The following is a 14,880-nucleotide window of genomic DNA, read 5'->3' on the forward strand; positions in this document are numbered from 1 at the left end:
GAGCATGGCTTCCGTCCCGGCCTATGTGCGGGACGCCCTGACACCGGGCATGTACGAAGTGCTCGACCATCAGCTGGCCAGGGCCGCGGAACGGCGCGGCGTCGACTCGGCGCCCGGCGGGGATCGCTCGGCCCGGCTGGCGGTGATGCGTGCCGATTACCGTGCCGAGCGCTCCTTCTGGAACGAGGGAGGTCCGCAAATGGCCTCGACGTACGACGGCCACGTGCATGCGGCGGGGGTCGACGTGCCCATCAGGATCTACCGGCCGACGGCGGCCGAGTCGTTGCCGGCCATCGCGTATTTCCACGGTGGGGGCTTCAACGTCGGCGATCTCGACACGCACGACCGGATCATGCGGGTGCTCGCCGACAAGAGCGGCGCCGCAGTCGTCGGCGTCGACTACACGCTTTCGCCCGAAGCCCGGTTCCCGCAAGCGCTGCATGAATGTGCCGGAGTCGTGGCGCACCTGGCCGCCGAAGGGCAGCGCTACGGCATCGAACCCTCCCGGCTGGTTGTCGCCGGCGACTCGGCCGGGTCGATGCTGTCGATGGGGACGGTGTTGCTGCTCCGGGACGGGCCCGCCGAAGCGGGGCTCCGGGCGGACGCGGCGGCCGCGGCGTTCGCGTCGATTCGCGGGATGCTTTTGTACTACGGCGGGCACGGGCTCCGCGATTCCGCCACCAGCCGGTTGTACGGCGGCTTTTGGGACGGAATGGGCAAGCGGGAGCTTGGGGACGTCGACGCGTTTCATTTCAACGATGCCGCCGAACGCTCGAGCCCGTACATCGACCATCTCTCGGCCGACTTGTCGCGCGATCTGCCCGCCGCGTTCATCGTCGGAGCGGAGCTCGACCCGTTGGCCGACGACGGCAGGGCGCTTGCCGCGATGCTTGCCCGCAACGGCCGCGAGGTCGACTTTCGAATGGTGCCCGGCGTCCTGCATTCCTTCCTGCACTTCGGCCGGATGCTCGACGAAGCGAACGAGGAACTCGCCCGCGGAGCCGAATTCGCCCGTGCGCATCTGTGAGGCCTCCGAGCGGCCGGCCTGAAATGCTCGCCGGCGCAGCCCCGCCCGGGTGACGGGACAAATTGCGTTTCGACGCGGCAGCTGCTGTAATGCGTGTTCGAGTCGAAATCAATGAGGGGGTGAGCCGCCGTGGACGAAAGTCGATCTTTGACGAAGCCCCAGTCGGCGGCTCGTACTCCGGGCTAGCGGGGTCGCGGGCCGAAACCCTATCGTTTTTCTAAGGCCCTGATGAACTCCGAGATTGGCACCCCCGCGCTACCCGTCTTTCCCGATGGGTGCGCCACTGTCGGCGAGTGGCTTGATGCGACCCCGGACCGGATCGATCGCGGTGAGCAGCTCACGTCGCTCACGTCGGCTGATTTGGCGCGTTTGTTCGATGAGCTACCGGTGGAGGACGCCGGGGAACTTGTCGGGACGCTGTGGGCCGGGCACGCTGCCGCGATCTTGACGCGACTCGGCACGTCGCGTGCCGCTGCGGTTCTCGATGAACTCGCTCCGGACGTCGTCGCCGCCGTCTTGCGTCACAGCGGTGACGAACTGTCGAATCTGCGAACCGGCCTGTCCGACGCGCAGCGCGCAGCCGTCGACACGATTCTCCGGTGGCCGGACGGTACGGCCGGCGCGCGAATGACGCCGCACGTGCTCACCGTGCTGTCCACTTCGTCGGCGATGGGGGCGCGGGCGCATGTGCGGGCGGCATGGAAGCAGGCGGAGATTATCGTTTACGTGTTCGTTCTCGATGCGCGTGACACGCTGCTGGGCGTCGTGACGTTCCGCGACCTCATGCTGGCGCCGTCACGGATGCGCATCTCGGAATTGATGGAAGCCAAATTGGTGACCGTCGAGCCGGACGAAGATCAAGAACAAGCCGCGCAGCTCTTGGTGAACCACCGGCTGGCGGCGCTGCCGGTCGTCTTGGACGGCAAGCTCCTCGGCATCATCAGTGCCGACGACGTGTCCGACATCATCGTGGCGGAATCGACCGAGGATGCCGAACGGCAGGGCGGGTCGACTCCGCTGGAGGTCCCGTACCTTCGTGCCAGTCCGCTCCTCTTGTGGCGCAAACGCATTGTCTGGCTGCTGGCCCTCTTTGTCGCGGAGGCCTATACCGGCAGCGTTTTGCGAAATTTCGAAGCTGAGCTCGATCAGGTGGTTGCGCTGTCCTTCTTCATCCCGTTGTTGATTGGAACCGGCGGTAACACCGGAACCCAGATCACGACCACCATCGTCCGCGCGCTCGCCGTCGGCGAAGTACGAATGCGCGATATGGGACGCATCCTTGGCAAGGAAATTTCCGCGGCGGGCCTGATCGCTATCGCCATGGCCGTTGCCGCCTGGATTCGAGCGTGGACGCTCGGGGTCGGTCCGGAGGTCGGGGTGGTCGTGACGGTGACGATCGCGGCCATCGTCGTGTGGAGCGCCGTGATTGCGACGGTGCTTCCACCGATACTGCGCAAGATCCGGCTTGATCCGGCTGTTGTCTCGGCGCCCATGATTGCGACCGTCGTCGACGGTACGGGGCTCGTGATCTATTTCGAGGTGGCCCGGCTCGTGTTGTTCTGACAAGAGCCGGCGTTCACCCGACTGCGGCGAATTGGCTCCGATACAACTCGTGGTAGCGGCCGCCGCGGGCCAGCAGCTCGTCGTGGGTGCCGCGTTCGACGATTCGGCCGGACTCGACGACGAGGATCGCATCGGCAGCGCGAACAGTGGACAAACGGTGCGCGATCACGATGGCCGAGCGGCCGACGAGCGCCTCGCTCAGTGCGGCCTGCACCGCCGCTTCGGACGTCGTGTCGAGGTGCGCGGTCGCTTCGTCCAACACCACGAATCGCGGCTTGGCCAGCAGCATTCGGGCAATGGTGAGCCGTTGGCGTTCGCCCCCGGACAGCCGGTAGCCGCGTTCGCCGACTATCGTGTCGAGCCCGTCCGGAAGCGAACCGGCAAGCTCGGTCAGCCGAGCCTTTCCCAGCGCGTCCCAGAGCTCGGCGTCCGTCGCACCGGGCCGCGCCAGGGCGAGGTTCGAGCGCAGCGACTCATGGAACAAGTGACCGTCCTGCGTCACAAGTGCCACGGTGTCCTGCAATGACGATTTCGTGGCCTGCCGTACATCGACGCCGCCGACGCGGATGCTGCCGCCGTCGACGTCGTACAACCGGGTGAGAAGTTGGGCGATAGTCGATTTTCCGGCTCCGGAAGACCCGACAATTGCAACTGTTTGTCCGGGCCGGACGCTGAAGGACACATCGTGGATCACTTCGGAACCGCCGCGGGAGTCGAGGACGGCGACCTCCTCGAGAGAAGCCAGCGAGACCTTGTCCGCGGCCGGGTAGCCGAACCGGACCGAGTCGAATTCCACTCCGATTTGCCCGTCGGGGATCGGCCGCGCATCGGGCGCTTCGGCGACGAGCGGCTTCAGGTCGAGGATTTCAAAAACGCGTTCGAAGCTCACCAAGGCGCTCATGACCTCGACGCGGGCTCCGGCCAATGACGTCAGCGGCGCGTACAAGCGCGTGAGCAGGAGGGCGAGGGTGACAACCGAGCCGGCCTGGAGTTGTCCGATCAGCGCGTAAAACCCGCCCAGCCCGTAGACCAGCGCCAAGGCGAGAGCCGACACCAAGGTCAAGGCAGTGACGAACACCGACTGCAGCATGGCCGTGCGGACGCCGATATCGCGCACCCGCGCGGCGCGCACCGAGAACTCGGCCGACTCCGACTCCGGATGCCCGAACAGTTTGATCAGCGTGGCTCCGGGCGCCGAAAACCGTTCGGTCATCTGCGTGCTCATTGTGGCGTTGTGATTTGCCGATTCGCGTTGCAACCGTGCGAGGCGTCCGCCCATGCGGCGAGCCGGCACCGCGAAGATCGGCAGCAATATCAAGGCAAAGAGCGTGATCTGCCACGACACGCTGAGCATCACGACGAGGGTCAGCACGAGCGCCACCACATTGCCCACGACGCCGGACAAAGTACCGCTGAATGCGCGCTGCGCGCCGATCACGTCATTGTTCAACCGGCTGACCAGGGCACCGGTGCGGGTGCGGGTGAAAAACGCGACGGGCATCCGTTGGACGTGGTCGTAGACGGCGGTACGGAGATCGAAGATGAGCCCCTCGCCGATCCGCGACGAGTACAGCCGCGTGAAAATCGACAACGCCGCATCGGCCAGCGCGATGACGGCGATCAGCACCGCCAAGAAGACGACGGTGCGCACTTCGTCGTGTGCGACTATCGCATCGACCACGCGGCCGGCCAGCACCGGCGTGGCCACGGCAACCGAGGCCGCCGCAATGCTCAAGATCAAGAAAACGCCGAGCGCCGCGCGGCGATGGCGTACGAACGCCCAGATCCGCGTCAAGGTCGCCTTGGAAAACGGGCGTTTGTCGTTTTTGGCGTACATCGCGTTGTACAACGAGTTCCATGCCGCGTTGTCCATGCTCATCGTGTCGTCCGCTGCTTTCAGCCGTGGGGGAGTGGAAGGGATCTACCGACGTAACTACGGCGCGCGCCGGTATGTTCCCATCCCTCGAGTGGCGGCGAGCAGCTGGGCGTTGCGCCACCACTCGGCGCCGGATTGGGGCCGCCGGGACGGGGCAGAAAAGCGGCTAGCGTTTGCGGCCGTGCAGCTTGTCGAGCGCACGGCGGTCGCGTTTGGTCGGCCGCCCGGCCCCGCGCTCGCGGTGCACGACGGCCGGTTGTTCGACTCGCGGCGGCGGGGGCGGAGTTCTGTCCTCGTAGGCTTGGACGGCGATCGGCGCGCCGACGCGCTTGGTGAGGATTTGTCGGACTATGACTCGATGCTCGCGCTCTTTGCGCACTCGTACTTCATCGCCGATGCGCACGGTCTGGGCGGGTTTGGCGCGATCGCCGTTGACGCGCACGTGCCCGGCCTTGCACGCCGCCGTTGCGGCCGAGCGGGTCTTGAAAAAGCGGACGGCCCACGTCCAGCTGTCGATGCGGGCCTGACTTGTCGATTCGATGATGCGTCCTCGGGTGGTGACGGATGCCCCCATGGTAACGCCGGGCTGCGGCGGCCGGGTTCCGTGGTCGCCCCGCGAGTGACGGGACTACTCCCGGGTGAGGCGCATTTCCAACGAAGGCTGCCAGGTGCGGCCGCCGTCCATCGACATCCGGCCGATTTCGTGCCAGCCGGAATCGTCGAGAGTGATGTCGAAGCGCATGAGGATCCCCGGAGCCGGCTCGAATCCCCACCGCCAGCCGGAATCGGTACTCTCCAGCGGAACCTCGATCGAATTCCCGCCCGAGTAGGCACGCCACTTCAGGTCCCCGGAGTCGGCATCGAACCGGACGACGGCGAAAGCGCGGAACCGCACGTCGTCCGGCGCTCCCGGATGAGTTCCCGTGCCCTCGATCGTCAGTAACCCGCCGCCGAGCACGTACGTCACGTGCTCGGTCTGCTCGAATTCCGCGCGGCCGCGTTCGGTGAGAGTCCAGCCGGATCCGTGCCATGTGCCGGCGAAGCCGGAAAGCCGGCCCAGCGCGCTGCGGTGCGCGGCCAAACTGTCGGGGCCCTCGTCGTCCGGACTGGTCGTCACGCGGCCTTCTCGACTGCGGCGGCCCGTCTGGCGTCACCGGCCTTTTGCGACTTCTTCCCGACCGTGATGGTGTAGGTGATCAAGCCTGCCAGCACGATGATCGGCAAGATGTTCGACACCGTGAACGCCGTCGAGAAACTTGTCGTGTAAGCGAAAACGATGCGCGTGATCGCCTCCAGGATGAAGGCGACCGCCCACACGTAATTGAGCTTGTACTGCACGTGCCGGAATTGCGGGTACTGCCAGAGGCCGTACCAGTAATCCAGGCCGGCCCTGGTGCCGTCGGTGGCGAACTTGGCGCCGAAGTAGAACATGATCGGCTTGGGGAAGAATATCGACACGAGGCACGCCAATCCGAACCCGCCCGTGACTGCCGAGTCCTTGACCAGGAGGAGCCGGTCGTCGCCGCTGCCGATGTACGCGACTGCTGCGGAGAGCAGCACCCACAACAAGATGACGAGCGAGGCGCCGGACATCTTACGGGCCCGGATCCATGTGATGACCATCATGATGATCGGACCGATTCCCGATAAGACAAATGCCAGTTGGGTGCTGGCGCCGTTGTTTTCGGCGATCTGGAACACTGCGATGGTGACGCCGACGTCGAAGATCGCAGTCAACAGGAAGCTGCCGAGCATGGCCGTGCCGTTCAGATGGCGGGCACCGGCGTCCTGGCCGGCCGGCGCCGTTGCCGGGGAATGAGTCGGGGATTGAACCGGGCGTTGGGGATGCGAACCTGTTTCGCTTGGCGAGCTCATGTCGGTATTGTGGCACATGCACTCACGATTCGGAAGGAAAACGACATCAAATGGCGCAATCCGGTGAGGCGCGCACACCGTCGCCGGTCAGCAGCGTTCCGCTCATGTTCGGCATTGCCGAAGCCGTGGGGCTGCCCGGAACGATTTTGACGACCCTGCTGGTCGATACCGGAATGACGCAATCCGCCGCACGGACCGTACTGGCCCGGCTCAAAAAGCGCGGAGCCCTCACCGTCACCCGGGTCGGCCGCGCCGGCGTCTACCGGTTGGCCGGTGAAATGCTCCGCGGTTTCGAACGGGTCGAACACGGGCCCCGGCAGGCGCCCTGGGACGGAAAGTTCCGCACAATCGTTTACGACATCCCCGAATCGGAGCGGGCGGAAAAGGACAAGCTCCGTGCGTTGGCCGCGGGCTACGGGTTCGGCACGCTGCGGCCCGGTGTCCTGATCGCCATCGGGGACGAGCTGTGGCGGCAGGCGCCCCGGCACTACGACGGGAACGGCCTGCTCGAGACCGGAACCTTGGAATTCGACCCCGCGGCCGCCCGGGCCGTTGCCGCTCGTGCCTGGGATCTACCCCGCAGGGCCGCCGAATTCGCGCGGGCATGCCGCGCGGCCGAAAAGCTCACGCAGATCTCGGCCGTGCCGAGGGACAACGCTGCAGCGTTCCGGCAATTCCACGACAATTACCTGGCGTCGATCGACGTCCGCCTGTCCGACCCGGGCCTGCCGGCCGAGCTGCTGCCCGCCGATTGGAAAGCCGGTGAACTCGACAGGCTGCTCGGCGACATGCTCACGGTGTGGGAGGGCGCGGTGAATGCACACGTCGAGTCGGTAATTCGGGCCAGCAGGCACCGGAGTCTCGTCGAATTCAAGCCGGCGGAGTTTGCGCGGGACTCTGGTGCGGACGACGTCCGCCGAAGCGGGTGAGCATTCCGGCCAGCGCGGCAAGTATCAGTGCAGCGAACTGGACGCCGAACGGGGCCAGCGAGGCCGCGGCCAACAGCAGTGCGCCGATCGGGACGGCGATATTGACCCAGCGCGCGGACTGCGGCCGCACGATGATGACCCACACCAGAAACGCGTAAATGGCGACCGGTAGGCAAAGCGCGGCCTGTGCGGCAGTGCGCGAGAGGTCGGAGCCGGCATCGAAGTCGACAAGCACCTCGATCCCGGCCGACACGGCCGCTACGCAGGCAAAGATGAGCGCATGCAAATACCCCCACCGCAACGCGACACTGAGCCGCACGAGCAGGTGTTGTTGCGGCAAGGCGAAGTAGACCCACCACAAACACGCGATGACGACGAGGGCCGTTGCGGCCAGCACTATCAGCTCGGGTCCGTGCCCGGGCGACCCGAATGCCTCGACCACGGTATGCGTCGATGCCAGGATCGATTCGCCCAGCACAATGATCGTGAAACACGAATAGCGGTCGGCGATGTGGCCGGGATGCCAGTTCGTTTGCCCATGCCGTTCGGCTATCACCGGAACCGACAGTTCGATGATCGCTCCAATGAGGAACGGTATGAGGGTGATGGAGCCGGGCAGCAACAGGATGAGCACCCAATAGGCCTGCGCCATGGCGATGCCGACGGCGTACCGCAGCGTGGTCGGACGCGCGTCCCGATGGTCGTGGGCGGCGCGCAACCACTGAAAGATCATCGAGAGCCGCATCACGACGTAGCCGAGCACTCCGAGCGTGAACGTACGGTGTTCGACGGCCAAGAAACCGGGAATGCCCGCGGCAAGCACCAGGGCACCGCCCATTTGGACGATGGTGGTGATGCGATAGAGCCAATCGTCGGTGTCATAGGCCGAGGCGAACCAGGTGAAGTTCATCCAGGCCCACCAGATGGCGAAGAAAGCCATCAGGTAACCGACGATTCCCGGCCCGGAGTGTCCGTGCGCGATAGCCGCATGCAGGCCGGACGACGCTTGCGAGACCGCCACGACGAAGACCAAGTCGAAGAGCAGCTCGAGCGGGGTGGCGCCGCGGCCGGGTTCATCCCGACGTCGCGGAACCATGCGCGGCAATGATTGACGAGGTGGGGGCATGCGCCAATTATGCCGGGAAGCTTTAAATCTCCCAGTCGCCGGTCGACACGACGTCGCTGAGCGGTCGACGGGTGCGCGGCGCGCTTTCGCGCTCGCGGTACGGCTCGGGCAGCGCGGCCGGATCGCCAATCGTGCCGACTGCCGTCACCGACACGGCGCAGAACCTGTCCGGTAGATCGAAGGCCGTGCGAATGGCCTCGGCGTCGAAACCGCCCATCTGGTGCACGTGCAGGCCTTCGTGGTGAGCTTGGACGCTGAAGTTCGCGACGGCCTGCCCGAGGTCGTACTCGGCCCAGCGAAGTTCCGTGCCGTCATCGCGCCGAAGCTCGGCCACATTGACGACGAGCGCGGAGACCGAACCGGCCCACTTGCGGTTCCCCTCGGCCAGGTTCGTGAAGATCTTGTCGAACGCCTTCGTGCCGCGTCGGCCGATGATGAACCGCCACGGCTGTGTATTGGCGGCGGACGGCGACCAGCGCGCGGCTTCGAGCGCTCCGGCCAGCCGGCCCTCCGGGAGGACTGCCTCGGGATCGAACGCGCGCGGCGACCAGCGTTCCGACAGTACGGGGAGGATCGGGGCGGCGGTATCGGCGGCGCGAGCGGCGGAATCGATCGACATGGAACTCCAATTTCTGCGGTTGAATCTTCAACTGGGCACAACCGCCGGAATGCCGATGATCTTCCCGAAGCGTTACGTGACGTCCCTCACTCGCGAGACAAGATCGACTACCGACTGCGGGGCGGACGTTTTCAACCCGAGGATGTCGCGGGCGATGGCGTCGGCGTCGCCCAGCGAGATCGCATTCGTCCCGGGGGTCGCTGCAATTGCGGTGCCCCATTCAACGCTGGAGAGCTGCAAACCGATGACGTACCGGCGTGGATGCGTGCGGCCGGCCCCATCAATCAACCGATGCGGACGGGCAGAGACGTCCAAACCCGTCCCGGGCACGGTTGTCAGATCCGGCAATCGATACGATTTCGGCCGGGCTGCGCCGGTATCGAGCAGATCGCGCAGCAGCCCGTCGGCCGCCACGCTGACGCGGTTGGCGGGGGCCAACGCTTCGGCCAGCCGTTCGGCGGCGAATTCCGAGCCCGCAACTGCCGGGGATGTCGCGACGAACCGGGCGCTGCCGTCGTTGCGCGTGTCCACCTGCATGCGCGGGCCGATGAATTTGACGAGGCCGCACCGGGCCAGCGCGGACAGTGCCTCGATCCTGCGCAGTGGCGGGCCGGAACCGAGAGTCTGTGCGACATCCTCGAACCACCCCCGGACCTCGTCGAGGAACGACGCCGGTTCGATCGCGCCGACGAGCACGAGCCGTTTGACCATCTCGCGCCCGGTGTAGATGGCCAGTGCGGCCATCTTCACGGGGGAATCGACCCCGCGGCGAGCTTGGGCGGCGTCCGCATCCAAGTAGGCGACCGCCCACCTGTGCCACTCGTCGTACCCGTCGAAGGTGAGGCCGGCGGCCGGGGCGATCAGCCGGTGGACGTCGAAGCGGTAGCTTTCGTCCGGCACGAGTCGCGCGGCGAGTGCCTCCCACGCACTGTCCGTCGCCCTATGCTCGAGGTGATCGAGCAGTTCCCGCACGTCGCCGTGAATCGCCTCGGGATCGGTGCGCGCCAGCGTTTGATAATAAATCCACAGCGCGTCGCGCTGTAGCAGGCCGAACACGTCCCGGTTGAACGCCAGCTGCCCCGACTGCGCTTGCCGGCGCCGCGCTTCGAGAGCCGACGCAGTGAAGAACCGATGGTGGTAGCGCGGAAGCGGCACGCCGTCGACGATTGGTTTGGCGCGATAGGGCACGCCGCGACGGGAACCGGCGATCAGCACCGGTTCGCGTCCCGACGGCAGATAGGTCAGGCGTGCGCCGTCCGGCACAAACCGGCCGCCGCGGCCTTCGGTGACCATGGCGCAGATGTCGAAAAAATTCAGCGCGATGCCGCGGAAAATGATGCGTTCACCGGGCGGGGCCATCCGATCCCAATCCACGTCGGCCGGCAGAGCGGGCGGTTGGTACACGAGTTGGTGGGCGTCGGCGAAGTCCCGCCACCGCCGGGACGTGGTGGTCGGCTGGGCCGGCAAATGGCCCAGGGCCAGCACGACGTGGGTGGCCATCAACTCGGTGCCGTCGGCCAATGAGATCACTTGGCGGCCGTCGGCGGTCTCGCGCAGGGCCCGGGCACGGGTGGCGTGTCGCAGCAGGCGCACCGACGGCGGTGCTTCGCGGGCAATGCGGTGATAGGCCGCCCGCAGGTACGCGCCGTACAGCCGGCGGGACGGGAACGAACTCGGGGTGAGCGCCCGCGCCTCGGCCACCACGTCCGCCGGTTCGTCGGAATTGCCGGCAGCGACCTGGCGCAGCCAATCGGCCATGTCCGGGCCGGTGTCCCGCGGCGTGAAAGTGGTACTCGAATCGGGGTATACGGTTTGGTCGCCCGGCTGAGTGTTCATGAGCAGCAGCGGGCTCTGGTCGTCGCGCCACACCTGGCCGGACCCGGCGGGGTGCGGGTCGACGACGTGGATGGTCAACGACGCGTCGAGCTCGGCCGCATGGGCGACGAGGCGTTCAATCACACTTGTTCCGCGCGGCCCGGCACCAATGACGGCGACGGTGAGTACGTGCGGGTCGGCGGCGTACGACGGGTCGATGTTCTTGAGACCTTTCGGATGGAGGAGCCGCGGACCTCGCCGCGGCATACTCATATATTTACATACGAGCCTAAAAATATAGAGTTACTATGTATAATTGGCGCCATGGCACCGAACGTCTCCACCACCGAAAACGGCATGCATGCCGCCGTCGACCAACTTTCGATCGACCTTATCGTGGCGTCGTCCAAGCTGGTTCGCGCCTCCGCTCGACTGTCCGAGACACAGGTGCCGCCGGCCGTGTGGCGGGCACTGGCGATCCTTGACGAATACGGCGAAATGCGCGTCGGCGACTTCGCCGTCCGCGACAGGTGCTCGCAGCCGACCGCGACGGCAATGTTCAAGCGACTGGAAGGACACGGACTGGTCGAGCGCGTCACCGACCCGGAGGACCGGCGGGCGGTTCGCATCCGGCTGTCCGAAAAGGGCGTGCGCCGACTCGGGGAATTGCGGGACGGCGTGGCGAACGCGTTGCGCGATCGGATGGAATCGCTTGACGGCAGGGAGCGGCAGTCGCTTCGCGACGGTGTCGCAGTGGTGGAACGGCTGCTGTCCGACGTCGACGAATAGGCCCGGCTGCTTCCCGCGGCCTCAGCTGTCCGGCCGCTCCTCGGGCGGATAGCACTGCGTGGTCGGGTCGTTGGACGCTTCGTCCGAGCTCTGTGTCGGCTTGTCCTTGGTCTTTGACGGCTTGGTGTCCGTCGGCGCCGTGCCGCTTGGTGCCTTCTCGCTGGTCTTCTTGTCGATGAATTTGTGCAGCTTGTCGTAATCCGGATGCCACGTCTTGACCACGTTGTTGTCGATTTGGATGGTCTGGAAACCGGCGACCTTCACCTTGCGGGCCAAAATGACGAACGACTTCAGCTGATCCTGCTGGATATCGGTCTCGACGTTCCGGGTGGCAGAGCCGGCCAGCTGCGGGAACGCCAGGGCGAGTTTGGCGGGGTTGACCTGCCCCAGCACCGTCTTGATCATCCGCTGTTGACGGCACATGCGGTCGTAGTTGTTCGAGCCCTCGCGCGAGCGGACGTACCACAGGGCGTGGAAGCCGTCGAGATGCTGCTGGCCCGGCTGAATATAGCCGCGGATCGGGTACTTGCCGCCGGTGCCGAGATCGTGTCCGCCGCCGATCGGAATCTTGCGGTTGACGTTGATGTCGACGCCGCCGATCGAATTGACGACGTCCTCGAACCCTTGCAAGTTCACAAGCGCGAAATAGTTGATCGACAGTCCGAGCGAACCCTCAACGGCATGCGTCGTCGCAGTCAGCCCGGCCTGTTTCTTGGGTCCGTCGACGTATTGCGGATGCTGAGCAGCCCACGTCCACACGGAATTGATCATGCTTTGTTGTTTGCCGAACGCGTTGAACCCGTCGGGGAACTTCTTGGCCATCTTCGTGCCCTTGGGAAAGATGGGGAAGTCGAGGTTTCGCGGGATCCCTATCAATTTCGTCTCGCCCGTATGCGTGTCGATCGAGGCGACCATCAGCGTGTCGGGGCGGGTGCCGATACGGGATTTGCCGGCGTCCGAGCCCAAGAGCAGCACATTGATGTGCGGCATGTCCTCCCACGGGTCGTCCGCGGCCACGTTCGGCCCGTGCTTTTTGATCGGGCCGGAGTTGCCGAACACGTTGGTCAGCAGCGACCGTTCGGTCAGGCTGTAAAAAGCGCCCAGCCCGGTCGGCATTGCCGCAAATGCCAGCATGCAGACCACGAGGACGCCGCCGAGCACGCGTTGCGGGCTCTGCAGCGACAGCGGCCGTTTCAACTCGACGTACGAGGCCACGATGATCGCGGCCCATATCAGCAATAGGACGGCGCAGACGATGGCGATCGTCGTCAGCCAGGCCGGTGAGACGGCCAGGTGCAGGCCGATCTCCATGGGATCGGCGAAAATGATGATGCCGGCAATGACTGCCAGCCCCACGATGAACACGGCGAGGATGACGCCGCCCAGGACGCGCCGGCCCGCAGCGATGAGCCCGGCTCCGGGGATCAACGTGCCGACTGTCGTCCACGTCAGGACGTGGGTGAACCTGTCACCGCGGGACGAGGCGTGGCGTTCGGTCGATGAATCCGACTCGTCGGGACGACGGGCGGAACGGCGGCGCTTCTCGGCCTCGCGGATCGAACGCCGCGTGGCCTGCTCGGAAGAATCCGGCACCGCTCTCCTCGTCATCGGGTACTGATGGGCCTGAAAAGGCGCACGACGTCATCGCGTGGCAACAGGCACGTAACGACGATAGACGTTTGGCGGCTCGTTATGCACATCAAAGCGCAATTGTTCGGCGGATTCACAGGTAGTTCACCGCGGGGGCAACATTTGGACAACGGGGAAGCCGATATGGAAAAGTTGCCACGGTGTCTGGAGGCAATCACACAATAACCGGATCTCGGGATCGTTCGTTCTTTGGTCATCCCAAGGTTCTCGCCAATCTCTTCGGCGTCGAAGTCTGGGAGAGATTTTCGTTTTACGGGATGCAGGGCATCGTCCTCATCTACATGTATTACTCCGCCACGCGCGGCGGTCTCGGGCTGGACAAATCGATTGCCACCGGAATCGTCGGCGGCTACGGCGGAACCGTCTACATTTGCGCAATCCTCGGCGGATGGCTGGCCGACCGCGTGCTCGGCGCCGAGCGCGTCTTGTTCTTCAGCGCCATCGTCGTCATGTTCGGCCACATCTTCCTCGGGGTGTTGCCCGGATATGCGGGCCTGTTCGCCGGGCTGATCTGCATCGCCGTCGGTAGCGGCGGCATCAAGACGACAGCCACCTCCCTGGTCGGCACGTTGTACTCAACGGACGATGAACGGCGGGACGCCGGGTTCTCCCTGTTCTACATGGGCATCAACGTGGGAGCTCTCGTCGGGCCGTTCCTCACCGGAATTCTGCAAAAGGAGTGGGGTTTCCATTTCGGCTTCGGGCTCGCCGCGCTGGGCATGGCCATCGGGCTCGTGCAGTATTCGATCGGTCGGAAGAACCTGCCCGAGTCCGGCAAGCGCGTGCCCAACCCGCTGCCGAAGTCGGCCTATCCCAAGCTGATCGGCATTGCCGTGGCAGGACTGGCGTTGCTGGTCGTGCTCACGCTGGTGCACGTCATCACGGCCGCGAACCTGGCGGTCGTGGTCATCATTGCGGCCGCCGCCGCTGCAGTCGTGTACTTCATCGTGATCTTGCGCAGCCGCCGGATCACGCATGTCGAACGCCGACGGGTGCTGGCGTTCATTCCCATGCTGATCGCCAATTCGGCTTTTTGGTCGCTGTATCAGCAGCAGTTCACGGTGGTCACGATCTACACGGACGTCCGGCTCGACCGCAGCCTCTTCGGCTGGGAGATGCCCGTGTCATGGTCGCAATCGATCAACCCGGTGTTCATTATCGTGTTTGCCGGCGTCTTTGCGGCGATCTGGACGAAGTTGGGGAGCCGTCAGCCCTCGACGCCGATGAAGTTCGTGGTCGGCATGGCGATCATGGGCGTAGCGTTCTTGCTGTTCATCACGATGTCCGGCACCGGCATGCACGGCGCCCCGCTGCTCGGCCTGGTCGGCGTCATCTTCGTTTTCACGGTGGCGGAACTGTTCATTTCGCCGGTGGGCCTGTCGCTGACCACCAAGCTCTCGCCGTCGATCTTCCAAACCCAAACGGTCGCCTTGTACTTCTTGTCGGTGGCAATCGGCACGGCAATGGCCGGCGAACTGGCCAAGTGGTATTCGCCGGACCACGAGGTGGCCTATTTCGGCATCATCGGCGGCGCCGGCATCGTCGTGGCACTGCTGTTGCTCGCCTTCATCAAGCCGATCCGCTCGCTCATGTCCGGAGTGCACTGATCGC

General features: G+C 65.3%; 13 protein-coding genes. 5 read left to right on the forward strand and 8 right to left on the reverse strand.

The window, feature by feature from the left end:
- Positions 1-4 precede the first annotated feature (4 nt).
- The gene (locus tag BJY26_RS08715) at positions 5-1,027 is read left to right on the forward strand and encodes an alpha/beta hydrolase fold domain-containing protein (protein WP_237249171.1); all 1,023 of its coding nucleotides are present in this window, start codon (positions 5-7) and stop codon (positions 1,025-1,027) included.
- Between the two features lie 228 nt (positions 1,028-1,255).
- The gene (mgtE, locus tag BJY26_RS08720) at positions 1,256-2,590 is read left to right on the forward strand and encodes a magnesium transporter (protein WP_179427425.1); all 1,335 of its coding nucleotides are present in this window, start codon (positions 1,256-1,258) and stop codon (positions 2,588-2,590) included.
- 13 nt (positions 2,591-2,603) lie between these two features.
- On the opposite strand, the gene BJY26_RS08725 is transcribed toward mgtE, so the two are convergent.
- The 4 genes from BJY26_RS08725 to BJY26_RS08740 form a co-directional block, all read right to left on the reverse strand.
- Positions 2,604-4,469, reverse strand: a complete 1,866-nt coding sequence (locus tag BJY26_RS08725; RefSeq protein WP_179427427.1) for an ABC transporter ATP-binding protein — start codon at positions 4,467-4,469, stop codon at positions 2,604-2,606.
- 163 nt (positions 4,470-4,632) lie between these two features.
- Entirely contained in the window at positions 4,633-5,040 is a 408-nt protein-coding gene (locus BJY26_RS08730; RefSeq protein ID WP_179427429.1) for an RNA-binding S4 domain-containing protein, read from the reverse strand.
- A 54-nt stretch (positions 5,041-5,094) separates the two neighbouring features.
- On the reverse strand, positions 5,095-5,583 hold the full coding sequence (locus BJY26_RS08735) for a hypothetical protein (RefSeq protein WP_179427431.1): 489 nt from the start codon (positions 5,581-5,583) through the stop codon (positions 5,095-5,097).
- Positions 5,580-6,341, reverse strand: coding sequence for a VC0807 family protein (locus BJY26_RS08740; protein ID WP_179427433.1), 762 nt, complete (start codon positions 6,339-6,341; stop codon positions 5,580-5,582). The genes BJY26_RS08735 and BJY26_RS08740 overlap by 4 nt, the downstream gene beginning before the upstream one ends.
- Positions 6,342-6,391: 50 nt before the next feature.
- On the opposite strand from BJY26_RS08740, the gene BJY26_RS08745 reads away from it, so the two are divergent.
- Positions 6,392-7,270, forward strand: a complete 879-nt coding sequence (locus BJY26_RS08745; protein ID WP_179427435.1) for a PaaX family transcriptional regulator C-terminal domain-containing protein — start codon at positions 6,392-6,394, stop codon at positions 7,268-7,270.
- Here the strand turns inward: BJY26_RS08745 and BJY26_RS08750 are convergent.
- The 3 genes from BJY26_RS08750 to BJY26_RS08760 all read right to left on the reverse strand — a co-directional run bounded on the left by BJY26_RS08750 (position 7,212) and on the right by BJY26_RS08760 (position 11,097).
- Complete coding sequence (locus tag BJY26_RS08750; RefSeq protein ID WP_237249172.1) at positions 7,212-8,396, reverse strand: low temperature requirement protein A; 1,185 nt, start codon at positions 8,394-8,396, stop codon at positions 7,212-7,214. The two genes, BJY26_RS08745 and BJY26_RS08750, sit on opposite strands and share 59 nt — an antisense overlap.
- Positions 8,397-8,418: 22 nt before the next feature.
- Positions 8,419-9,015, reverse strand: a complete 597-nt coding sequence (locus tag BJY26_RS08755; protein ID WP_179427437.1) for a nitroreductase family protein — start codon at positions 9,013-9,015, stop codon at positions 8,419-8,421.
- A 72-nt stretch (positions 9,016-9,087) separates the two neighbouring features.
- Entirely contained in the window at positions 9,088-11,097 is a 2,010-nt protein-coding gene (locus tag BJY26_RS08760) for an FAD/NAD(P)-binding protein (protein ID WP_179427439.1), read from the reverse strand.
- Positions 11,098-11,154: 57 nt separating this feature from the next.
- On the opposite strand from BJY26_RS08760, the gene BJY26_RS08765 reads away from it, so the two are divergent.
- The gene (locus BJY26_RS08765) at positions 11,155-11,619 is read left to right on the forward strand and encodes a MarR family winged helix-turn-helix transcriptional regulator (RefSeq protein WP_179427441.1); all 465 of its coding nucleotides are present in this window, start codon (positions 11,155-11,157) and stop codon (positions 11,617-11,619) included.
- A gap of 21 nt (positions 11,620-11,640) precedes the next feature.
- On the opposite strand, the gene BJY26_RS19545 is transcribed toward BJY26_RS08765, so the two are convergent.
- Complete coding sequence (locus tag BJY26_RS19545) at positions 11,641-13,212, reverse strand: LCP family glycopolymer transferase (RefSeq protein WP_179427443.1); 1,572 nt, start codon at positions 13,210-13,212, stop codon at positions 11,641-11,643.
- Between the two features lie 197 nt (positions 13,213-13,409).
- On the opposite strand from BJY26_RS19545, the gene BJY26_RS08775 reads away from it, so the two are divergent.
- Entirely contained in the window at positions 13,410-14,876 is a 1,467-nt protein-coding gene (locus BJY26_RS08775; RefSeq protein ID WP_179427445.1) for a peptide MFS transporter, read from the forward strand.
- Positions 14,877-14,880: the final 4 nt, after the last annotated feature.

It is taken from the genome of Spelaeicoccus albus, from assembly GCF_013409065.1.
GTDB lineage: Bacteria > Actinomycetota > Actinomycetes > Actinomycetales > Brevibacteriaceae > Spelaeicoccus > Spelaeicoccus albus.

What these genes read in the sequence shown, in the direction of transcription:
- BJY26_RS08715 (WP_237249171.1), top strand. Translation starts at nt 5, where the DNA reads ATGGCTTCCGTCCCGGCCTATGTGCGGGACGCCCTGACACCGGGCATG.
- mgtE (WP_179427425.1), top strand. Translation starts at nt 1,256, where the DNA reads ATGAACTCCGAGATTGGCACCCCCGCGCTACCCGTCTTTCCCGATGGG.
- BJY26_RS08725 (WP_179427427.1), bottom strand. Translation starts at nt 4,469, where the DNA reads ATGAGCATGGACAACGCGGCATGGAACTCGTTGTACAACGCGATGTAC.
- BJY26_RS08730 (WP_179427429.1), bottom strand. Translation starts at nt 5,040, where the DNA reads ATGGGGGCATCCGTCACCACCCGAGGACGCATCATCGAATCGACAAGT.
- BJY26_RS08740 (WP_179427433.1), bottom strand. Translation starts at nt 6,341, where the DNA reads ATGAGCTCGCCAAGCGAAACAGGTTCGCATCCCCAACGCCCGGTTCAA.
- BJY26_RS08745 (WP_179427435.1), top strand. Translation starts at nt 6,392, where the DNA reads ATGGCGCAATCCGGTGAGGCGCGCACACCGTCGCCGGTCAGCAGCGTT.
- BJY26_RS08750 (WP_237249172.1), bottom strand. Translation starts at nt 8,396, where the DNA reads ATGCCCCCACCTCGTCAATCATTGCCGCGCATGGTTCCGCGACGTCGG.
- BJY26_RS08755 (WP_179427437.1), bottom strand. Translation starts at nt 9,015, where the DNA reads ATGTCGATCGATTCCGCCGCTCGCGCCGCCGATACCGCCGCCCCGATC.
- BJY26_RS08760 (WP_179427439.1), bottom strand. Translation starts at nt 11,097, where the DNA reads ATGCCGCGGCGAGGTCCGCGGCTCCTCCATCCGAAAGGTCTCAAGAAC.
- BJY26_RS08765 (WP_179427441.1), top strand. Translation starts at nt 11,155, where the DNA reads ATGGCACCGAACGTCTCCACCACCGAAAACGGCATGCATGCCGCCGTC.